The 19,576-nt window shown below is 63.3% G+C and carries 21 protein-coding genes; 11 read left to right on the forward strand and 10 right to left on the reverse strand.

Annotated features, from left to right (window positions below; genetic code table 11):
- Window positions 1–111: 111 nt before the first annotated feature.
- From J0663_RS20080 to J0663_RS20120, 9 genes are all read left to right on the forward strand, one after another.
- Window positions 112–1,620, forward strand: coding sequence for a winged helix-turn-helix domain-containing tetratricopeptide repeat protein (locus J0663_RS20080; protein ID WP_207242114.1), 1,509 nt, complete (start codon window positions 112–114; stop codon window positions 1,618–1,620).
- A 342-nt stretch (window positions 1,621–1,962) separates the two neighbouring features.
- A complete protein-coding gene (locus J0663_RS20085; RefSeq protein ID WP_207242115.1) occupies window positions 1,963–2,268 on the forward strand; it encodes a hypothetical protein in 306 nt (101 codons plus the stop codon).
- 20 nt (window positions 2,269–2,288) lie between these two features.
- Window positions 2,289–2,666: a hypothetical protein gene (locus J0663_RS20090; RefSeq protein WP_207242116.1), complete on the forward strand. Its 378-nt coding sequence runs from the start codon at window positions 2,289–2,291 to the stop codon at window positions 2,664–2,666.
- Window positions 2,667–2,756: 90 nt separating this feature from the next.
- Window positions 2,757–4,235, forward strand: a complete 1,479-nt coding sequence (locus J0663_RS20095; RefSeq protein ID WP_207242117.1) for a multicopper oxidase family protein — start codon at window positions 2,757–2,759, stop codon at window positions 4,233–4,235.
- 54 nt (window positions 4,236–4,289) lie between these two features.
- Window positions 4,290–4,550 carry a DUF2933 domain-containing protein gene (locus J0663_RS20100; protein ID WP_207242118.1) on the forward strand — a complete coding sequence of 87 codons (261 nt, stop codon included), beginning with the start codon at window positions 4,290–4,292 and terminating at the stop codon, window positions 4,548–4,550.
- Window positions 4,543–5,220, forward strand: coding sequence for a methyltransferase family protein (locus tag J0663_RS20105; RefSeq protein ID WP_207242119.1), 678 nt, complete (start codon window positions 4,543–4,545; stop codon window positions 5,218–5,220). Before J0663_RS20100 ends, J0663_RS20105 begins: the two co-directional genes overlap by 8 nt.
- A complete protein-coding gene (locus J0663_RS20110; protein WP_207242120.1) occupies window positions 5,213–7,435 on the forward strand; it encodes a copper-transporting P-type ATPase in 2,223 nt (740 codons plus the stop codon). Before J0663_RS20105 ends, J0663_RS20110 begins: the two co-directional genes overlap by 8 nt.
- Before the next feature lie 80 nt (window positions 7,436–7,515).
- The gene (locus J0663_RS20115) at window positions 7,516–7,938 is read left to right on the forward strand and encodes an EF-hand domain-containing protein (RefSeq protein WP_207242121.1); all 423 of its coding nucleotides are present in this window, start codon (window positions 7,516–7,518) and stop codon (window positions 7,936–7,938) included.
- Window positions 7,939–8,032: 94 nt separating this feature from the next.
- Complete coding sequence (locus J0663_RS20120; protein WP_207242122.1) at window positions 8,033–8,401, forward strand: hypothetical protein; 369 nt, start codon at window positions 8,033–8,035, stop codon at window positions 8,399–8,401.
- A gap of 33 nt (window positions 8,402–8,434) precedes the next feature.
- Here the strand turns inward: J0663_RS20120 and J0663_RS20125 are convergent, their stop codons facing one another.
- The 8 genes from J0663_RS20125 to J0663_RS20155 all read right to left on the reverse strand — a co-directional run bounded on the left by J0663_RS20125 (window position 8,435) and on the right by J0663_RS20155 (window position 13,950).
- Window positions 8,435–8,896 carry a DUF411 domain-containing protein gene (locus J0663_RS20125; RefSeq protein WP_207242123.1) on the reverse strand — a complete coding sequence of 154 codons (462 nt, stop codon included), beginning with the start codon at window positions 8,894–8,896 and terminating at the stop codon, window positions 8,435–8,437.
- A 55-nt stretch (window positions 8,897–8,951) separates the two neighbouring features.
- On the reverse strand, window positions 8,952–9,239 hold the full coding sequence (locus J0663_RS20130; protein ID WP_207242124.1) for a copper-binding protein: 288 nt from the start codon (window positions 9,237–9,239) through the stop codon (window positions 8,952–8,954).
- Between the two features lie 23 nt (window positions 9,240–9,262).
- Window positions 9,263–9,742: a cupredoxin domain-containing protein gene (locus tag J0663_RS20135; RefSeq protein WP_207242125.1), complete on the reverse strand. Its 480-nt coding sequence runs from the start codon at window positions 9,740–9,742 to the stop codon at window positions 9,263–9,265.
- A 33-nt stretch (window positions 9,743–9,775) separates the two neighbouring features.
- Entirely contained in the window at window positions 9,776–11,122 is a 1,347-nt protein-coding gene (locus J0663_RS20140; RefSeq protein WP_207242126.1) for a multicopper oxidase family protein, read from the reverse strand.
- Between the two features lie 14 nt (window positions 11,123–11,136).
- The gene (locus J0663_RS20145) at window positions 11,137–12,600 is read right to left on the reverse strand and encodes a TolC family protein (protein ID WP_207242127.1); all 1,464 of its coding nucleotides are present in this window, start codon (window positions 12,598–12,600) and stop codon (window positions 11,137–11,139) included.
- Window positions 12,597–12,824, reverse strand: a complete 228-nt coding sequence (locus tag J0663_RS31320) for a hypothetical protein (RefSeq protein WP_246590327.1) — start codon at window positions 12,822–12,824, stop codon at window positions 12,597–12,599. Before J0663_RS31320 ends, J0663_RS20145 begins: the two co-directional genes overlap by 4 nt.
- Window positions 12,825–12,915: 91 nt before the next feature.
- Window positions 12,916–13,314, reverse strand: coding sequence for a hypothetical protein (locus tag J0663_RS20150; RefSeq protein ID WP_375337258.1), 399 nt, complete (start codon window positions 13,312–13,314; stop codon window positions 12,916–12,918).
- Between the two features lie 132 nt (window positions 13,315–13,446).
- The gene (locus J0663_RS20155; RefSeq protein ID WP_207242129.1) at window positions 13,447–13,950 is read right to left on the reverse strand and encodes a cytochrome b; all 504 of its coding nucleotides are present in this window, start codon (window positions 13,948–13,950) and stop codon (window positions 13,447–13,449) included.
- A gap of 521 nt (window positions 13,951–14,471) precedes the next feature.
- Here J0663_RS20155 and J0663_RS20160 point away from each other — a divergent pair.
- Both J0663_RS20160 and J0663_RS20165 read left to right on the forward strand, forming a co-directional pair.
- Window positions 14,472–14,804: a four-helix bundle copper-binding protein gene (locus J0663_RS20160; RefSeq protein WP_207242130.1), complete on the forward strand. Its 333-nt coding sequence runs from the start codon at window positions 14,472–14,474 to the stop codon at window positions 14,802–14,804.
- A gap of 85 nt (window positions 14,805–14,889) precedes the next feature.
- Window positions 14,890–15,444, forward strand: a complete 555-nt coding sequence (locus tag J0663_RS20165) for a cytochrome c (RefSeq protein WP_207242131.1) — start codon at window positions 14,890–14,892, stop codon at window positions 15,442–15,444.
- 17 nt (window positions 15,445–15,461) lie between these two features.
- Here J0663_RS20165 and J0663_RS20170 read toward each other — a convergent pair whose 3' ends face one another.
- Together J0663_RS20170 and J0663_RS20175 are read right to left on the reverse strand one after the other, a co-directional pair.
- Window positions 15,462–16,142, reverse strand: a complete 681-nt coding sequence (locus J0663_RS20170; RefSeq protein ID WP_207242132.1) for a peroxiredoxin-like family protein — start codon at window positions 16,140–16,142, stop codon at window positions 15,462–15,464.
- A 74-nt stretch (window positions 16,143–16,216) separates the two neighbouring features.
- The gene (locus tag J0663_RS20175; RefSeq protein WP_207244550.1) at window positions 16,217–19,462 is read right to left on the reverse strand and encodes an adenylate/guanylate cyclase domain-containing protein; all 3,246 of its coding nucleotides are present in this window, start codon (window positions 19,460–19,462) and stop codon (window positions 16,217–16,219) included.
- Window positions 19,463–19,576 lie beyond the last annotated feature (114 nt).

Consider the following 19,576-nt stretch of genomic DNA (forward strand, 5'->3'; position numbering starts at 1 on the left):
GGCGCCGCCTGGCCTGAAAGAGGATGAAATTCTGCGGGATAGGGGGAGCGGCGTAATTAAGCCTCGCCAAAATGTTCTCAAAAACTTCCAAACGGACTATAGGTCCACGACATGCAGGGATCCCATTTTGCCTTTGGCCCGTTCGTGCTTGATCCGGATGCGGGAACACTCCTTCGGAACGATGATCCCGTTGCCGTTAGCCACCGCGGGCTGAAGCTGCTTGTGGCGCTTGTCGGGCGAGCCGGCGACATCGTCGCCAAGACCGAGCTGATGGACGCGGCCTGGCCAGGCATCGCGGTCGAGGAAGGCAACCTCACGGTCCAGATCGCGCAGTTGCGCAAGCTGCTTGGTTCGTCCGCCGGCGGCGGCGAATGGATTGCGACGGTTCCGCGTGTCGGCTACCGCTTCACGGGAGCCGTCCATCGGCTCAGCGGCGTGAGGCGAAAAACCTTGCCGCTGCCTGACAAGCCGTCGATTGCTGTCCTGCCCTTTTTGAATATCGGCAGCGACCGCGAGCAGGAATCCTTCGTGGACGGGCTGACCGAAGACCTGATCACCGACCTCTCCAGAATGCCCGGCCTGTTCGTCATCGCCCGCAACTCGGCCTTCGCCTACAAGGGCAGGGCGATGGACGTGCGAGAGATCGCCGAGGCGCTCGGCGTGCGCTATCTGCTGGAGGGCAGCGCAAGGCGCGCCGCCGGGCGCGTGCGCATCAACGCCAAGCTGATCGACACGGTCAGCGGCGATCACCTCTGGGCGGAACGTTTCGATCGCAGCCTGGACGATATTTTCGCTCTTCAGGACGAGGTGACGGGCAGGATCGTCGAGGCGCTGCTCGGCCGGCTGCGCGCACCGCCGCCGCCGCGCAATCGGCCGAAGAACCTCGAGGCTTACGATCTCTGCGTGCGGGCGCGCAAACTGATGGACGATGCCCCGCAGGCGGCGGAGGAAGCGCATCTGATGCTGACGCGCGCGATCTCCCTCGACCCCGACTATGCCGAGGCCCATCGCTGGCTAGCCATGAACCACTGGATGGGATGGGTCCATAGCGGCGGACCGGCGGAATCGACCCGCGGCATTGCTTTGCAATTGGCGCGCAAGGCTGTTGCCATCGATCCCAACGATGCCGGCTGCAGATGGGTCCTGGCCTACCTGCTTGCCTATGAGCGCGATTTCGCCGAGGCGGATGCGCAATTCGCCAAAGCAATCGAACTCGACCCGAACGAGGCGGACACCTTTGCCGCATTATCCGACATCACGGTCCTCGCCGGGCGGATTGAGGAGGGCCTCGAGCATGTCCGCAAGGCGTTCCGGCTGAATCCCTTTCCGGCGAGCTGGTATTATTTGATCCTCGGCCAGGCGCAATACGCGGCTGGGCAATATGGCGCCGCTGTCGAGACGCTGCGCCGCGACGAAACCTATCGCACAAGCTCCCGTCGTTTCCTGGCGGCAAGTCTGGCACAACTCGGCCAGCTCGACGAGGCGCGGGCGGAGACCGCACTCTTCCTTGTCGCCAACCCGGATTTTTCGACAGCTCACTGGGCGATGACGGAGCCCTTCCGCGATCCCGCGACACTTGAGCATTTCGTCGACGGCTTCCGCAAGGCCGGACTTCCCTGACGCGCAATACTTTCGAGAGACTTGCAGCGTATAATCGACAGGGGAAACCCGATGCAGGGCATCAGTGCTTCTGCGGGGATGCGGTCGGGCGGTCGGGGCGCCGCGCGCACGATCCGGGCGACAAGAAATGGCAATAGCACTGCGGTGACCGGTTGCCGTTTACGCACTTTCAGCGACAAACTCGACGCTGGACCTATAGGCAGATTATCGATGCGAAGGCTTCAGGCGCGCCGGCCTAACTATGGCCGCCGGAATTTGACTTGAATCAAAGAGGTTTACGACGGGTGGGCAGATAATTGCGGTGTTGACATGGTATAAACTCGGCCTGTGGAGGATCGCTCGATGGCAAACACTGTTCTTCATGGTCAACCTGCAAGCTCTCCAGCGATGCCGTCGCATGTTTCGGTGCCCGTGTTGGGTGCGACGCTCGCCGTCTTCGCCGCCATCTCGTTCCTGCTATGTATGCTGCTCGGCTTCGTCGCGCCCGATTGGGGTCTTCATAGGCCGTGGCTGCAGTTCTATCTCGGCCTGACGGGCTTCGATCTTCGAAGCCTGGCGCTGGGCCTCCTTCAAAGCGTCATCTTCGGCGGCTATGCAGGGGCATCGATCGCTGCGATCTTCAATTTCATCAGCCGGCGGCTCGGCTGAGAGGGAGCGGAGCCGCGCACATGACCGTCGACCGCCGCAGATTCGCATGGATGAACGCAGCGCTGGCCTTCCTGGTCGCACTCGCGGTTCTGCTTGCGCCTACGGCAGGCGCGCAGGCGATGCAGTGCCATGAGCGTCCGGCTCACGGACAGACCAACCTGGAGCATTCGTTCGTCCTGAACGACGACGCTCACCTCACGCCTCAAGGCGGCTTTCACACTTCCGACCACAAGTCCTGCTGCACCGTCCAGTGCGGCTTCTGCGTCGTCCTGTCCGCCATCCAGCGGACGGAAGCTCCCACGGCCACGGGTTTCTTTTTTCGTTTTTCATGGAGCGACCAGACCGGCAGCGGTCTGGCGCCGTCACCGACGCTCGGTCCTCCTCGTCGTCCGGTCTGAGGATTCCGGAGGCCGTCTTCGTCGCGGCATCCGGTCGTTTCACGGGCATTTTCCCGGATGCCCAAGACCTGGAAACAAGGACCAACTGCAATGAAACGTCGTGAATTTCTCAACGGCCTGATGGTCGGCGCAGCCGCGCTCGGCACATCGGTCGCCTTTCGTCCCATGCGCAGCCTGGCGCAGGAAGCCGCCGCCAAGCCATCTCCCAAGCCGCGCAGCTTGTCCGTTGGTTACCGGTCCATCGAAGTCAGGGGTAGATCCGCCCGCGTCTTCGGCCTGGTCGGTCCGGATGGAACGCCCGGTCTGACGCTCGACGCCGGAACCGAATTCGACGTCGCCTTATCCAGCGCCATCGATCAACCCACGCTGATCCACTGGCACGGGCTGACGCCGCCCTGGGCGGCAGACGGGGTGCCGGACAATCCGGCGGCGCTTCTCAAGCCTTTCGAAACCCGCCGCTACACCTTTCCGGTCGGTGCGGGCGGCACGCACTGGATGCACGCCCATACGCTGCAGGAGCAGAACCTGCTCGCCGCCCCGCTTGTCGTGCGGACCGCAGACGACGGGAAACGGGACGAGCAGGAGGTCGTCGTCCTGCTGCACGACTTCTCCTTCCAATCGGCGGAGGAGCTGCTGGCGAAATTGAAAGGGAATGCTGCGCCCGGTGCCATGCCCATGGCCCACGGTTCGATGAAGGGCATGTCCGGCCTGCAGCACATGATGTCCGGCAGCGACATGGCAGGCATGGCGATGCCGGGGGCGGGGGCCATCGACCTCAACGACATCGATTACGACGCCTATCTCGCCAACGACCGCACGCTCGACGATCCCGAGGTCGTGAGGGTCGACAAGGGCGGCCGTGTCCGCCTGCGGATCATCAACGGCGCGACGGCGACCGCCTTCACCGTCGACACTGGACACCTTTCTGCAGAGCTGGTCGCCGTCGATGGACAGGGCGTGGCGCCAGTCACCGGGACATCCTTTCCCGTCGCCATGGGCCAGCGCCTCGATATCCGGCTGAGTCTGCCGGGGGAGGCAGGCGCGTTTCCCGTCCTCGCCCTGCGCGAGGGAGCCGCGGAACGTGCGGGCATCATCTTAGCCACCGCGGGCGCGGCCGTCCGCAAGATTGCTGTGGAGGCCGATGCGATGGGACCAGTTCTCGGGTTCGATCTCGAACAGCGGCTGCGTCCCGTCACTCCCTTTGCCTCGCGTGCGGCAGACCGCCGTTTCGAACTCTCGCTGACGGGCGACATGGCCGCCTATGACTGGGCGATCGACGGCGCGGACGGTCTCGTCGTGAAGCGCGGCGAGCGGATCGAGGTGGCGATCGCCAACAGGTCGATGATGGCGCATCCGATGCATCTGCACGGGCACCATTTCCAGGTGGTCGCCATTAACGGAACCCCGGTTGCGGGTGCGGTCAGGGACACCGTCCTGCTGCCGCCGATGGCAAGCGTCGTGCTGGCTTTCGACGCCGACAATCCCGGCCGCTGGCCGTTCCACTGCCATCACCTGTACCACATGGCGACGGGCATGATGGCCTACGTCATCTATGACGGCATCGGCTGACGCGTTCCCCGGAACGCGAGGCCTTACCCGAACTCATTCGAAAGAGACATCGTCATGAACGACAACCATTCACCATCGGCATGGAGTAGCTACAGCCGGAGCGTCTTCATCGCCTTCACCGTAATCGCTCTTGCGCTTATCGCCTACGAGCACCGCGTCCACGTCCTCGGCATCCTGCCCTGGCTCCTCATCCTCGCCTGCCCGCTCATGCATCTGTTCATGCATCACGGGCACGGCGGCCATTCCGGCCATCATCATTGGGGTCACGGTGCGCGCATGATGCCGCACAAGCCGAAGGAGAAAGAAGATGTCTGACGCCCCGGCCTACGGGCTCTGGACCCTGGTGATCATCAATTCCGTGGTGTTCATCGTCTTCGCCGCGAGCTTCACGAGACTCGAGACCAAGCGGGACTGGCGCTCGCTCGGCGCCTTCTCCGCATTCGTCGTCGCGCTCTTCACCGAGATGTACGGATTCCCGCTGACCATATATCTGCTGTCGGGCTGGCTCGGTCGGCAGTTTCCCGGCGTCGACTTCTGGTCGCATGACGCCGGCCATCTGCTGGAGATGATGTTCGGCTGGCGGGTCAACCCGCATTTCGGGCCATTCCACTTCGCGAGCAACATTCTGATCGTCGCCGGCTTCTGGCTGCTCGCCTCGAGCTGGCACGTGCTCTACGCCGCCCAGCGCGAGCATCGTCTGGCGACCACGGGACCGTACGCCCGCGTCCGGCACCCGCAATACGACGCCTTCGTCGTCATCATGATAGGATTCCTTTTGCAGTGGCCGACGCTGGTGACGCTAGCCATGTTCCCGGTGCTGGTCTGGGTCTACGTACGCCTGGCGAAGCGGGAGGAGGAGGCCTCGCGCGCCGAGTTCGGAGCCGCGTGGGAAGCTTATGCCCGAGCAGTTCCCCGGTTCCTTCCGAGGTTTGGCCACGGAACCGATGCGGCTGGAAGCCATCGCGGAGGAGCTGTCCATGACTGACCACAACGTCCATGCAGTCCATACCCATGCCGGCCATCACCATCACGAAGAGCAGTGGGCGGCCACGCAAGCGGCTACTAGGCCGCCGGAGGCTCCGGAGAGCGTGATCTATACTTGTCCGATGCATCCGCAGATCCGGCAGGTTGGTCCCGGCACTTGTCCGATATGCGGCATGACGCTCGAGCCGGAGATCACGACGAAGGAGACCGGGCGGAGCGCCGAGCTCGTCGATATGACCCGGCGGTTCTGGATCGGGCTCGCCTTGTCGTTGCCCGTCCTCGCACTCGAGATGGGCGGCCATCTCACCAACTTGCACATGGTGCTCGGTGCCAAGCTCTCCAACTGGATTCAGCTTGCTCTGGCGACGCCGGTCGTGCTCTGGGCGGGATGGCCGTTCTTTGAGCGGGCATGGGCCTCGATCGTCAACCGCAGCCTCAACATGTTCACGCTGATCGCGATGGGAACGGGCGTGGCATGGATCTACAGCGTCGTCGCCACGGCGGCGCCGAACATCTTTCCGGATACGTTCCGCGCCGCCGACGGTTCGGTCTCGATCTATTTCGAAGCGGCCGCGGTGATCACCGTGCTGGTGCTGCTCGGCCAGGTTCTGGAACTGAGGGCGCGAGAGCAGACCGGCGGCGCGATCCGGGCGCTGCTGGACCTCGCGCCGAAGACGGCCCGCCGCATCAGGCATGACGGCTCGGACGAGGACGTCGGGCTCGACGCCGTCGTGGTCGGGGATCGCCTGCGCGTCCGGCCGGGCGAGAAGGTCCCTGTTGATGGCGAGCTCGTTGAGGGCCGGAGCTCCGTCGACGAATCCATGATCACCGGCGAATCCATGCCGGTGACGAAGGAGATCGGCGCGAAGCTGATCGGCGGCACGATGAACCAGAGCGGCGGTTTCGTGATGAGGGCCGGCAAGGTCGGGCGCGACACGATGCTCTCGCAGATTGTTCGCATGGTGGCCGAGGCCCAGCGCTCCCGCGCGCCGATTCAGCGACTTGCCGACCAGGTATCGGGCTGGTTCGTCCCGGCGGTGATCCTGATCGCGGTCGCAGCCTTCGTCGGCTGGGGCGTCTGGGGACCGGAGCCACGATTCGCCCACGGCCTCGTCGCCGCCGTCGCCGTGCTGATTATCGCCTGCCCATGCGCCCTCGGACTGGCGACGCCGATGTCGATCATGGTGGGCGTCGGCCGCGGTGCGCGAATGGGTGTCCTCATCAAGAATGCCGAGGCGCTGGAGCGCTTTGAAAAGATCGACACGCTGGTGGTCGACAAGACCGGGACGTTGACGGAGGGCCGACCGAAGGTGACCGCGCTGAAGGCGATCGAAGGATTCGACGAAGCGGAACTTCTGCGGCTGGCCGCGACGCTCGAGCGTGCCAGCGAACACCCACTTGCCGCGGCCATCGTCGCCGCGGCGCAGGAGAGAGGCCTTGCCCTCGGCGAGGCCCGCGAGTTCGACAGCCCTGTCGGCAAGGGCGTCACCGGAACGGTCGATGGCCGGAATCTCGTCATCGGCAGCCATAGAATCATGGCCGAAGCGGGAGTCGACCTGTCGTCGCTCGCGGCGGAGGCAGAGACGCTGCGCGGCGAGGGCGCGACGGTGATCTACGTCGCGATCGACGGCAAAGTTCGCGGTCTTGTCGCCATCGCCGATCCGATCAAGGCGACGACGCCCCAGGCGCTGCGCTCGCTGAAGGAGGAGAACATCCGCGTCGTCATGCTGACCGGCGACAACAGGACGACGGCGCAGGCGGTGGCGAGAAGGCTCGGCATCGACGACGTCGAGGCGGAGATCCTGCCCGAGGATAAGGGCAAGGTAGTCGCCAGACTTCGATCGGAAGGTCGCGTCGTTGCGATGGCCGGCGACGGGGTCAACGACGCCCCGGCGCTCGCCGCCGCCGACGTCGGCGTCGCCATGGGCACAGGAACTGACGTCGCGATCGAGAGCGCGGGCGTTACGCTGCTAAAGGGAGACCTTCAGGGCATCGCGAGAGCCCGCAAGCTCAGCCATGCTACCATGAGAAACATCCGCCAGAACCTGTTCTTCGCTTTCATATACAACGCAGCAGGCGTGCCCGTGGCGGCAGGCGTGCTCTATCCGGCCCTGGGGCTGCTGCTCTCGCCGATCATTGCGGCCGCCGCCATGGCGCTGTCTTCCGTCAGCGTCATCGCCAACTCCCTGCGCCTGCGCCGTTCGTCGCTAGACTAGGCCGAGACACGATGGATGAGTGCCTGTCCTGCGCAGGAGGAAGACGCAGGTAGAGAAGGTCATGCAAAAGGAGAACTGACATGACGACGAGACTGCAGAAGGTGATTGTGCTGGCCGCGCTGATCGCGGCAGCTGGGGCTGGTCTCGCGCTTGCGCAGACGAACGATGCCGATCCGCATCATCCCGCGACGTCGGGCCAGGAGGCCTCGCCGTCCGACGCTGCCGACGGAACGGCACGGCAGGGCCAGGAAGCCATGCCTGGTGGGATGGACATGATGCAGGGAATGATGGGGCGAAACACGATGATGCCGTCCGGCATGCCGATGATGGCGATGCGCGGACACATGATGAAGATCATGTTCGCAGTCGCCGACACGGACGGGGACGGCGCGCTGTCCTTCGAGGAGGTGACGGCCGTTCACAAGCGCATTTTCGACGCGGTGGATTCGAACAAGGACGGCAAGGTCACGACCGAGGAAATCCAGGCGTTCATGCGGCCCTAGCGGATCCGGCGGATCGGCTCGGAGGCTCTGCAAATAGTCGCAGAGCCTCCGAGGATATGATAGGATCGTGTTGCATTCTCCGCGGGAGGGGTAAATGCGCCGAGTCCTTGTGTCCTTGATCCTCATCGCACAGTCCGCACCGATATCGGCGGCCTCTGAGCTTGCGATCTTCCACACCGCTTCGTTCGGTGGCAGCCGGTCGGTCAGTCTCAGTCTGGCGGAGGGCACGGTCTCCCGCAATCCCGCCTTCGATTTCGATGTCGTCATCACCCTGTCGGAATTCGACGGTGGCGGGGCGGTGCTCTATCGGGACGGAGGGCGGCACAAGGCGAGCGTTCGCTGCGTTTCGCCCGCCACGGTGCGGATCAATTCCGCCGATTATGCGGTCGACGTTTCGGCGCGGCCAGGAGCCGACTGGAAGCACGATCTCTGGGCGGCGGTGTGCAACGCTCCGGTCTCCTGATCGGGCAGCCCGGTGCCTGGTTGGTCGAAGGTCTCAGCCCTTACGGGGACGGACCTCCATGAACAAGTATGGCGCTCCGGTCCCTATGGGGATCGCGTAGACGTCGTAGGAGGCCTGCGGGTCGTCGCCCATTCCCAGCGAGCCGGGCGGCATGCCGGGCACGGCGAGCCCTCGGAGCGGCGGCCGCTCCCCCAGCAGCCGCTGCACGGCCTCGAGCGGCACGTGTCCCTCCAGGTAGTATTCGTCGACGACGGCGGTGTGGCAGCCCTCCAGCTCGGCAGGCACGCCCAGCCGCGCCTTGACCGCGGCAAGGTCGTCGGTGTCCCGGGCGTCGACGGAGAATCCCGCCGCGGCCATCGCCTTCGACCATTGATGACAGCAACCGCAGTTCGGATCCTTGTAGACCGTCATCTTCGCCGGCGCGGCGGCGAGGACCGATCCGCCGGGAAACGCCAGCGCGGACGCCGCCATAGCGATGAAGTTTCTCCTGTACATCGTCTCCACTCCTCGATGTCCTGCCGCCCGGATGGATCCGGGCGGCAGGAGCTGGCTATTTTACTTCGGTGACGGTCAGCTTGCCATTCACGCGTTCGGCAACGAACTCGATGTCCGAGCCTTCCTTCAGCTTTTCCAGCAAGGCCGGGTCCTCGACGCGGAAGACCATCGTCATCGCAGGCATGTCGAGGTTCTTCAGGTCCTCGTGCTTGATGGTGACCTTCTTGGCCTTGGCGTCGATCTTGTTGACGACGCCCTTCGTGAATTCCTGGGCGAAGGCGCTGAACGCAGCGCCCACGGAAATGAGGGCGGCGACGCCGATCTTGATCACTGCGGATTTCATGTTCATGGCTCCTTTATTGAGGGTTACTTGCCGGCGACACTGACGTCGCCGTGCATGCCGGCTTCGTAATGACCGGGGATCAGGCAGGCGAACTTGAACTCACCGTCGGTGGTGAACTTCCAGACGATCTCACCGGACTGGCCGGCTGAAAGGCGGATCGAGTTCGGATCGTCATGTTCCATTTCCGGGAACTTCTCCATGACCTTCTTGTGCTCCAGGATCTTGTCTTCCTGATCGAGGACGAACTCATGGTCGACGGTTCCGGCATTCTTGATCGCGATCTTGACCGTCTGTCCCTTGCGGACGTTGAAGACGGCCGGCGTGAATACCATCTTGCCGTCGTCGGTTTCCTTCATCGTGACGCGGATCGTCTGCGTCGCCTTGGCCTTGTCCCCAGGCTCTCCGACCGCCATTTTTTCACCATGGCCGCCGGCGTGGTTGCCCGAGGCGAGGGCGGGAGTTGCGAGCGCCGCGAGCGCCAGTGCCAGTACATAGTTCTTCATGTGTAGATCCTTTTTGATGTGGGAGATTGAGCCTCAGCCGTTTGTCGGCTTCGGCGTGATTTGCGTCTTCGCGTCTTTGGCCTTGGTCGCGTCCGGCAGCTCGCCGGTCCACTCCCAGGCCTGCGTCCCGGGCGGGTTCTCGTACCAGCCCGGATCCGAGTAATCGTCCGCTGCGATGCCTTCGCGGACCTTCACGACCGAGAACATGCCGCCCATCTCGATCGGGCCATGCGGCCCCCAGCCGGTCATCATCGGGACGGTGTTCTCGGGAATGGGCATTTCCATTTCGCCCATGTCGGCCATGCCCTTGGTGCCCATGGGCATGTAGTCCGGCTGAAGCTTCCTGATCTTCTCGGCAACCTTCGACTTATCAGTGCCGATGAAGGTCGGGATGTCATGGCCCATGGCGTTCATCGTGTGGTGCGACTTGTGGCAGTGGATCGCCCAGTCACCCAGGTATTTGGCGTCGAACTCGTAGGCACGCATCGCGCCGACGGGGATGTCGATGCTCACCTCCGGCCAACGTGCTTCCGGTCGCACCCAGCCGCCGTCCGTGCATGTCACCTCGAAGTCGTAGCCATGCATGTGGATTGGATGGTTCGTCATGGTGAGGTTGCCGACCCGCACCCGCACCCTGTCGTTCCTGGAAACGACGAGCGGGCTGATGTCTGGAAACACGCGGCTGTTCCAGCACCACATGTTGAAGTCGGTCATTTCCATGACGCGCGGCACGTAGGAGCCGGGATCGATGTCGTAGGCGTTGAGCAGGAAGACGAAGTCGCGGTCGACGCGCATGAACGCAGGGTCCTTGGGATGAACGACGAAGAAGCCCATCATGCCCATGGCCATCTGCACCATCTCGTCGGAATGCGGGTGGTACATAAAGGTGCCCGATTTCACGAGGTCGAACTCGTAAACGTAAGTCTTGCCAACAGGGATGTGCGGTTGGGTCAACCCGCCGACGCCGTCCATGCCCGACGGCAGTATCATGCCGTGCCAGTGGATCGTCGTGTGTTCCGGCAGCTTATTGGTGACGAAAATGCGCACCCGGTCACCTTCGACCGCCTCGATCGTCGGACCCGGAGATTGGCCGTTATACCCCCAAAGATATGCGGTCATGCCGTCGGCCATCTCGCGTTCGACCGGCTCGGCGACGAGGTGGAACTCCTTGACGCCGTTGTTCATCCGGTGGGGCAGGGTCCAGCCGTTGAGGGTGACGACCGGCTGGTAGTCCGGGCCGGAGGTCGGGTGAAGCGGCGGCTGCATGTCCGCCGATTCCATCGTCGGGGCCTCGGGCAGGCCCATCGCCGAGGTCTTCGTCCAGGCGCCGGCCGCCAGCAGGGCCGCACTCGCACCGAACAGTTGTCGTCTGTTGAACATGATGGTTTCCTTTCTCAATGGCCGCCACCGCTGCCTTCGGAAGCAGCGGCGACCTCGCTCTCTGCCGACGCGTTGGTCGCACCGCCGCCGTAGATCGCAGGCGCGAGATTGGCTTCCGCGAGCCAGAAATCACGCTTGGCGTTGACGGAAAGCAGGATGGAGTTGATCTTTTCGCGCGTGTCGGTGAGCAGCTCGAACGTATTGGTGATCATGCCGTTGTAGGTCAGCAGGGATTCCTCTTCGACCTTGGTGCGCAGCGGCACGACATTGTTGCGGTAGTGGCGCGCGATGTCGTAGTTCGAGCGGTACGCCTCGTATGCCGAACGTGCTTCCGAACGGACATTGACGGCCTTCTCCGCGAGCTGGTTGGCCGCCCGCATATAGGCCAGCTCAGCCTTGCGCATCCGCGCCTTGCCGGTGTCGAAGATCGGGATCACGAATTCCAGCTCGACCTGGCCGGTCGTTCTGGTCTTTTTCTCGTCGTCCTCGATTTCCCGTTCCGTCTCAAAGCCGGTCAGGATTTCGAGATCGGTTACATAGCGCGTCGCTTCGGTGAGTCCGTAGGACCTGGCCGTCGCCTCCAGTTCGAGCTTCGCCACCTGAAGGTCGATGCGGTTCCTCAGGGCCTCGGCCTCGATGGCGTCGCGCCTAACCACGGACCTGGGCAGTGGCGGTAGGCTATTCGGAACCTGATAGTCCAGGTCGGATCCCCAGAGACCCATCAGCCGCGTCAGTTCCTCCTTGGCGAGACGAGCAGCCAAGCGAGCCTTGGCGGTCTCTCCCGCCAATTCGGCGACGAACACGTGTTCCCGCGCCTGGGCGCCCTTGGTCATTGCGCCTGTCTCACCGAGCTTCTCCGCGAGCTCGGACGCCGCGTCCGCGGTGGCCTGAGCGCGCTGAAGCTGCCCGACGTTCTCCCAGGCAGCCACCGCCCCGATCCAGGCACGCCGCGTATCGGCGGCGACCTGGAGCGTTCTTACCGCCGCGGTCAACTGCGCCTGCCTGAAACGGGCGTCGGCGATCGCCATGTCTCGGTTCTTCGTTACGAGCGCCAGGATGTTCGTGGTGATCATCCCCTCGATGGTCTTGAACGCTTCCAGTTCCGGCGTTCCCAGGCCCGTCGTGCCGATGGAGACGGTCGGATTGATGAACATTGTCGACTGCCAGGCGTCGGCCGCGCTGTCGCCGAGATCGGCATAGGCGGCCTGGAGGCCCCTGTTATTGAGCAGGGCGATCTGGACGGCCGTCTCGACGTCGAGGGGCTTCTTTTGCGCGAGCAGGCTTCTGACTTGCGCGGCGGCCGACCGGGCCTGGTTTTGGTTCTGGATCCAGACGGTTTGCTTCATGGTCGCGATCGCGGTCTTGTCGGCAACGGAAGCGAAGCCTGCTTGCTTGCTGGAATATTCGGCGCCCGTCACACAGCCGCTCAGAGTCAGCGGGAACGCCAGCACGGCCGCAAATTTTATGAGGCCGATCATGAGGCGTCTCCTTTCGCGGGAGACTGCAGATCATTCTGTCTTCGCCACGGCTTTGGATCGACGGGCTGCCTGGCAACATAGTCCGAGACCGGCGACTGATATGCGACCGGGCGCGGCGACGGCTGTTCGACTGCGGCGGAAGATGCCACCACGTCGGGAGGAAGCGTAGATGCGCAGCTGCCGATAACAAGCGGCAGCCCCACCACGAAAAGCGAGGGTTTCATTATGAAATTCCGAATAAAAGATAAACCTACGGGCGCTCGCCCGGTTTCAGGCGGCGGCCGGCTGGACCCGATCGAGCGGGCTCGTCTCTATTCAGATGTTCGGAGGGCGGTCGAGCGGCGGCAGTTCGCCGAAGGTCGTACGGTCGTCCACGAATTGCCGGATCGAAGTCATGACAGGTCCGCCAACGTCGGGGCTTTCGCAAATGATGCCGAGCCCGCCACAGAAATCCTTGCAGCATTCCTGCTTGACGAGCTTCGGCGTACCGCCGTTGTCATCAGACATGTCACTGCGCGAATGGTCGTGGTGGGAGGCCTCCGCCATGGCGTGGCCTTCATGAGACGCGGTCGCCGCGGAGGCGCCGGCCTGCAGCTCGGGGAAAGAGGATCCGTGCATGGCGGCGCTGGCGTTCGACAGCGAGTACCCCGCCAGTGATACGATGATCACCAGCCGCATCATAACGAGCAGCGCGCTCACTGTGATTCGGTACATCTTTCCCATTCCCGAACAGAGCTATATGCAATGCAGCCGGATTTCAATGCGGACTATTCTTCTTCGAAGTTCGAGTCCTTTGTGTGACGCGCATGATGCAAGGAACGGGCGCTCGTGCTGAAGCCGGCTTTCTTACAGATTTTCGGCCCGCCGCTTTCGGCGCGGCAGCAGCATCCGGTCAACCGTCGCGTCACGGGCCACCAGCGTGTGCCAGGCGGCCGCAGCGAGATGCAGAGCCACCATCGCCAGAATGATCTTCGACCCGACGACATGGTACTGTGCGATCCCGAACCAGACGTAACTTGCGACAAACCCCATGCAGGCCTGGCCGATGATTGCGGCGTAGAAGGCGTGATGAAGCGCCGTGGCGGCGCGTCCGATCCAGATGCCGGGCGGAGTGGCTTCGGACGGCTGCAGGATACGAAGAATGAGCCGCACGCCCATCAGCAGGCCGATTGCAATCCCGGCATAATTGTGAATCTGGTGCTGGACCACGTCCCATGCGGAGGGTGTGAGCCCGATGTGGAGGGCATGATGGATTCTCTCGATACTGCTACCAGTCAGATACTGCACCGGCACCATGATGGCGACCAGCCAGTGAAGCCCGATCTGGACCAGCGAATAGCCAGCTCTCATCGATCCTCTCCTCGCGCGAGACGCAGATTAACCCGCTGTCGTTAATGCTTCCTCTCGGGAACGTTGCAAAAGCACCCTGCCGCCCGGATCGGATAACTTGGAACATTTTCGCGGCGCTACGGTTCTACCTGTCGAAGGGACCCCGCGGATGAGACTTGGGAGCCTACTCCATTACATCAGAATTGTTGTCGTCGCTTTCGTCGCAGTGAGCCCATTCGGCGTGGCGCCGGCCACGGCAACCCTTTCAAACCCGCACCCTGACGTGACAATCGGGGAGCATCCCCAGCGCGGGCATCCGTGCGCATGGCAGGCCGGCTGCTGCTCGACAATGCAATGCTGTCCGATCCTTCCAGAACTCTCCGGCGTTGCGGCTCCCCGCTTCGAATCGAGACGCCATGAACGGATGCCGTTCGTCTATCGGCCGCTGCTGCTGATCCGTGCGATCGATCCTCCTCCCCGAACTTCCGTTATCTGACACTGCATCCATCTTCGATCAAGGAAGTCAAATAGGAGGCTTCGCCATGCATACCATGTCGACCGAAATGAAGAACTGCATCGCCAACTGCCTGACCTGCTACAGCGAGTGCCTGTCGATGGCTATGGGGCACTGCTTGGAACTCGGCGGAGAGCATACAAGGCCGCCGCATCTCAAGCTGATGATGGCCTGCGCGGAGATCTGCCGGACGTCCGCGCATTTCATGCTGATCGGTTCTGACCACCATAAGCATATCTGCCGGGAATGCGCCGAAATCTGCGCGCAATGCGCCGAAGACTGCGAACACATTGGCGACATGCAGAGCTGCGCCGATGCCTGCCGCAACTGCGCCGAGAGCTGCCGTAAGATGGCGGCGTGATCCGGGGAGGGCGCTCGCCCTCTTGCTGCCCAGATGAGAAGGGATATCCGTAGCAAACAGCATGACGTTTTCGGAACGCAGCCATATGAGACCGACCCTTCTTTCGTATAGGTTTGGACTGCTCTCCTGCGTGGGAGCGGTCCTGACGACTGTGGCTCCGTCACTGGCCGCCGAGGATGTCGTCGCGCTTCGGCAGGCGGACATGAAGGCGATGGCTGCCGCGGCAAAGACGATCGCCGGGATGTTCAAGGATCCGGGGAGCTACAATTCTGCCGAGTTCAGACGGGCGGCCGATACCATCCGCGACAGATCGGGGCCTGGCCTCTCCGGACACTTCGCACCCGGGGTAGCCGGCCCCCAATCGAAGGCGCTGCCGGACATTCCTGAGGAGCGCGAGCGGTTCGATCGCTTTGCAGACGACCTACGGGACTACGCCGTTGCGCTCGACGCCGCCGCGCTGAATAACGCCGGGCCAATGCCCGCCGGCATGCGCATGAAACCTGGAGAGGCCATGGGCGGTGGTCCTCTGGGCACCCATGTCCGCAACGATCAGGCCCTGGCGGCAATGCCGGCGGAACATGTCTTCCACCTGATGCTGCAGACCTGCACGAGCTGCCACGCCCGGTTCAGGGCGCAATAAGCACCGTCGCAGCTGTATCAAACAGCCATGTTCGCCGCCGCCGACATCACATCCCGAGGTGCGGGGCCACCGAACAAATTGCGACCACCTTCCTCGACTTCTGTGAAACACCAGCGCACGACGCCATCGCGATCGAGCAGGAATTCGCCGACAAGCTGGCCGTGGCCGGTAGCAATCATCCGTGTGTCGTCCTCGGTGAATTCATAACCGTCAGCCTTGTCGAGATAGTCCACGGCATCGAACACGCCCATGGGCTCCGGCAGCTCACCGGGTATTTCGATGCGCATCGAGGACATCGTGCTCATGCTGACTTTGTGCGGCCAATCGTTCTCGGATTCGGTGAACTGGATGTTCGGCAGGCCGAAGGCTCTGTGCGATACCCTGTCGGGATCGGAGGCGGCCAGCAAATTGGGAAGCGGGTGGTAGCGGAAATAGAGGCGTGCTCGCTCGATCGGCGTATTGACGACCGTCAGGCTGTCGATACCCTTCTCCTGCAATGCGTCGGTGAGTTCGGCCATGGCCGCGATCTGCCGCCGGCAGAAGGGGCAATGCAGGCCACGGAACAAGCCGACGAGCACCGGCTTCTGGCCGCGAAAATCGTCGATGGCGATCTTGCCATCGCGGGTGATTGCATCCAGCACTACGTTGGGAGCGCGATCTCCAGGCTGTAATGGTTTATCGGCGTGGTTCTCCTGCATTGTTCGTTCCTCCCTTTATCTGCCTGAATTGCTTTCTTGACTCGATATCGATCGATTTTCTCGCCGCGAACCCTTCAGTCGAGAAACGGCAGGACGACGAATGTGCTCGGGTCGAGGTGGTGGCGGATGCACACATCCTGTGCCAGCGTGAAATACCGTTCCGCTTCGTCCATATCGTCATGCTCGAGGCTCAGCGTCGCCAAGCCATCATAGCACGGAAAGAGCAGCTGCGGTTCGTCAAATTCCCTCGCGACTTCAAGAGCTTCCTCGTAATACTTACGAGCTAGCTTCGGCTGCCCGTGGCATTGATGAATCTGCCCGAGTACGATCAGCGGCACGGAAAGATGGTCGCGCTGATCGAGCGCTCGGTCAATTTCCACCGCCTTCTCCGCCGCCGGCACGCCCTCGGCCGAGCAGCGATCGGTGAAGGTGCAGCAGGAAACCGCGAGATTGGCGAGAAGACGCGCTTGAAAACCGAGATCGCCGATGCGGTTGGCGACCTCCAAGCCGCGCCGGCAGATCTTGATGGCGCGGGCCGGATCGACGATCGTGTAGAGAACGCCAAGATTGGAATAGGCGCGGCAGGCAGCACTTTGCAGATCAGCCTTCTCGGCGACCGAGAGGCTGCGCTCCACTTCCTGAACCGCATCGCGCCGACGGCCGAGCCGTGCGAGCGCCGCACCCTTGGTGTTCAGCGCCTCCGCCATCGCCCGCGCGGCCTCCCGTCCAGCTTCCGTCGTTCCGTCGATCGGCAGCGTTTGCAGGCATTGCAGCGCTTGTGTGGCCCATTCGGCGGCGGCGGCCTGATCACCCATGCGGAAAGCCAGGTGGCCGCGTTCCTGCAGGAGATGGGCATGTTCGACCGGCGCATCGATCGTCGCGATCATCGCTGCGGCCTCGGCGCAATGGCTCTCCGCTTGATCGCGGCGTCCTGCATCGAGATGCAGACGGCCGATCTTGCGCAAGATCCTCGCAGCGGCGATGCGATCGTCCTTCAGGCGGTAAGTCGCAAGCGCTTGCTGATAATGGGTGAGGGCGGCGTCGCGCCGGCCGGCAGGGCCGCAGAGATCGCCAAGGCGCTCCAGCAGCGCCGGTTGCTCCGGCGCTACTTCCGGCTCGTCGGCGAAGGCCGCAAGCGCCTGACGGTAGAGACGCATGGCATCGTCATTGGCATAGACCTTGCGGGCCAAATCGCCCGCCGCCATCAGATAACCGGCGCCCTTGGCCTTTTCGGTGGTCAGGCTGAAGTGATGGCCAAGCTGGGCCAGATGCTCGGCCCGATCAGGCGCGACTCCATATTGGCGTTCCAGAGCCCGGCCGATCCGTCGATGAAGCTCCATCCGCCGTTGCAGCAGCAGATTGTGGTAGATGACGTCGTGCATCAGCGTCTGGCTGAAGCGATAGCCCGGCGATATCACCGCATCCGGTCCGCGCAGTTCCTCGATGATATTGGCATCACAGAGATAGTCCAGCGCCGCATCGATGGCGGCCGGGTCGGTCGCAACGGTGCGGAGCAGGGCGGTCTCGAACTTCGGGCCGACGACCGCCGCCTCCTGCGCCAAACGCCTGATCTCCTGTGGCAGCCGATCGACGCGGGCAAGCAACAGGGCTTGCAGATTGACCGGTATATCGACATCCATGTCCTCGGCCGTGACATGCCAGTGCTGCCCGTCATTGTGCAGCGTGCCCATGTCGATCAGTCCGCGCAGGATTTCTTCGATGAACAGCGGATTGCCGCCGGCGCGCTCAAGGATGCGTTTGCGCACCGGCATCGGCAACTTGCCGTGACCCTCGCCAAAAAAGGCGGCAAGCAGCTTGTGCCCATCGGCAGCGACGAGGGGGCCGAGACGCTGCACGGTGACGCTGACGCGATTGGAGTTCAGCGGGTCGGTCTGCGACGTCGGCCGGTAGATCGCAAGCAGCATCAGCCGGCTGCGCTCCAGCCGGTCCATCATGAAGCGGAGCACCTCCAGTGAGGCCGCATCCGCCCAGTGGAGATCCTCGATGACAAGCAGGAGAGGGCCTTGCGCCAGCCGCCGCTCGAAAACGGTGCGGACCGCATAGAAGATCTGCCGCCGCAGCTGTTCCGGCTCGATGTGTCGAAGCGCGCCACCGGGGTCGCCGAGACCGAGGACATGCAGAAAGAGCGGCAAGAGTGCCTCGACGTCATCAGCCGTGAGATCGAGCGCGCGAAACCCGGTCGTCAGCAGTTGTCGCGTCCTGTCGGGATCGTCGCGCTCGCCGATGCCGTAGGCGCTGCGCACGACCGCTGCGAGCGTACCGTAGGATTGTTCGCCGAGGGGAGAGCAGGTGGCTTTGCGGATGGCAAGGCCGGGAAACCGGGCCGCATCGGCGGCGATCCCGACGAATTCGCTGGCCAGACGCGACTTGCCGATGCCCGCTTCACCGATCAGGCGGACGAGCTGCGCCGCACCCCCGCAGGCAAGATCGAGGCATGTCAGCAGGCGCGACAATTCCGCGTCCCGTCCGACCATCGGTGCCTGGAGGCCGAAACTTTCGAGTCCGCGCGCCGTATGCGGCGCTTTCAGGACCCCGGTGAGCCGATGCACGAGGACGTTTCCGCTCTTGCCGCGCAGGCTCTGCGAGCCAAGACTGTCGAAGGCAAAGGCATGGCGGGTGAGGCGGTATGTCAGGGGACCGACGAGAATATCGTTTTCGCCGGCCATGGATTGCAGCCGTTGGGCGGTGTTCACCGTGTCGCCGGTCACGGAATAGGATTTTGTACCGGCGCCGCCGAAGCCGCCAGTGACGACCGGGCCGCTATTGATGCCGATATGCAGACGCAGCGGCACGCCGGCGCGCGACTGCCAGCGTGTGCCGACGGCGGCGGCGCGGTCGATCATATCAAGTGCGGCGCCAACCGCCCGCACCGGATCGTCCTCATGGGCAACCGGCGCGCCGAACAGCGCCAGGAGAGCATCGCCGACAAATTTGTCGACGAAGCCGCCATAGGCTTCGACTGCCCGGGTCATCTCTTCGAACAATTCGTTCTGCAGCACCCGCATGATTTCGGGATCGATCTGCTCGCTCAAGGTCGTGAAGCCGCAGAGATCGGCAAAAAGCACCGTCACGGGCCGCCGGTCGGCATCGCCATCGGATTTGGCCGGTTCCGTTCCGATGGCTGGCATCGCGGCGGGCTGGGATTTGCCCGAGAGCGATGCGCCGCATTTGGGGCAGAAGGCGAAATCAGGCTGAGATGGAAAGCCGCACGCCGCGCAGGACAGTGGTTGCCTTGCGCCGCATCGCGGACAGAAAGCATAGCCGCTCTGAATATCGAAACCGCAGCCGGCGCATTCCATCGCAGGCATCTCACGAAAACCCGATGCAACGGCCAATGTCAGCCGGCGGGCTTCACAATAGAGATGAGAATGAACCTGCTGACGAAAACCCGCAAGCACAAACAGGCGGCGGAA

It is taken from the genome of Rhizobium lentis, assembly GCF_017352135.1.
Lineage (GTDB): Bacteria > Pseudomonadota > Alphaproteobacteria > Rhizobiales > Rhizobiaceae > Rhizobium > Rhizobium lentis.

Coding starts and splice junctions, on each gene's coding strand:
- J0663_RS20125 (WP_207242123.1), bottom strand. CDS start 8,896: ATGTACAGGAGAAACTTCATCGCTATGGCGGCGTCCGCGCTGGCGTTT.
- J0663_RS31320 (WP_246590327.1), bottom strand. CDS start 12,824: ATGAAACCCTCGCTTTTCGTGGTGGGGCTGCCGCTTGTTATCGGCAGC.
- J0663_RS20085 (WP_207242115.1), top strand. CDS start 1,963: ATGGCAAACACTGTTCTTCATGGTCAACCTGCAAGCTCTCCAGCGATG.
- J0663_RS20115 (WP_207242121.1), top strand. CDS start 7,516: ATGACGACGAGACTGCAGAAGGTGATTGTGCTGGCCGCGCTGATCGCG.
- J0663_RS20140 (WP_207242126.1), bottom strand. CDS start 11,122: ATGTTCAACAGACGACAACTGTTCGGTGCGAGTGCGGCCCTGCTGGCG.
- J0663_RS20150 (WP_375337258.1), bottom strand. CDS start 13,314: ATGTACCGAATCACAGTGAGCGCGCTGCTCGTTATGATGCGGCTGGTG.
- J0663_RS20110 (WP_207242120.1), top strand. CDS start 5,213: ATGACTGACCACAACGTCCATGCAGTCCATACCCATGCCGGCCATCAC.
- J0663_RS20155 (WP_207242129.1), bottom strand. CDS start 13,950: ATGAGAGCTGGCTATTCGCTGGTCCAGATCGGGCTTCACTGGCTGGTC.
- J0663_RS20095 (WP_207242117.1), top strand. CDS start 2,757: ATGAAACGTCGTGAATTTCTCAACGGCCTGATGGTCGGCGCAGCCGCG.
- J0663_RS20170 (WP_207242132.1), bottom strand. CDS start 16,142: ATGCAGGAGAACCACGCCGATAAACCATTACAGCCTGGAGATCGCGCT.
- J0663_RS20145 (WP_207242127.1), bottom strand. CDS start 12,600: ATGATCGGCCTCATAAAATTTGCGGCCGTGCTGGCGTTCCCGCTGACT.
- J0663_RS20120 (WP_207242122.1), top strand. CDS start 8,033: ATGCGCCGAGTCCTTGTGTCCTTGATCCTCATCGCACAGTCCGCACCG.
- J0663_RS20130 (WP_207242124.1), bottom strand. CDS start 9,239: ATGAAATCCGCAGTGATCAAGATCGGCGTCGCCGCCCTCATTTCCGTG.
- J0663_RS20105 (WP_207242119.1), top strand. CDS start 4,543: ATGTCTGACGCCCCGGCCTACGGGCTCTGGACCCTGGTGATCATCAAT.
- J0663_RS20090 (WP_207242116.1), top strand. CDS start 2,289: ATGACCGTCGACCGCCGCAGATTCGCATGGATGAACGCAGCGCTGGCC.
- J0663_RS20080 (WP_207242114.1), top strand. CDS start 112: ATGCAGGGATCCCATTTTGCCTTTGGCCCGTTCGTGCTTGATCCGGAT.
- J0663_RS20160 (WP_207242130.1), top strand. CDS start 14,472: ATGCATACCATGTCGACCGAAATGAAGAACTGCATCGCCAACTGCCTG.
- J0663_RS20165 (WP_207242131.1), top strand. CDS start 14,890: ATGAGACCGACCCTTCTTTCGTATAGGTTTGGACTGCTCTCCTGCGTG.
- J0663_RS20135 (WP_207242125.1), bottom strand. CDS start 9,742: ATGAAGAACTATGTACTGGCACTGGCGCTCGCGGCGCTCGCAACTCCC.
- J0663_RS20100 (WP_207242118.1), top strand. CDS start 4,290: ATGAACGACAACCATTCACCATCGGCATGGAGTAGCTACAGCCGGAGC.
- J0663_RS20175 (WP_207244550.1), bottom strand. CDS start 19,462: ATGGAATGCGCCGGCTGCGGTTTCGATATTCAGAGCGGCTATGCTTTC.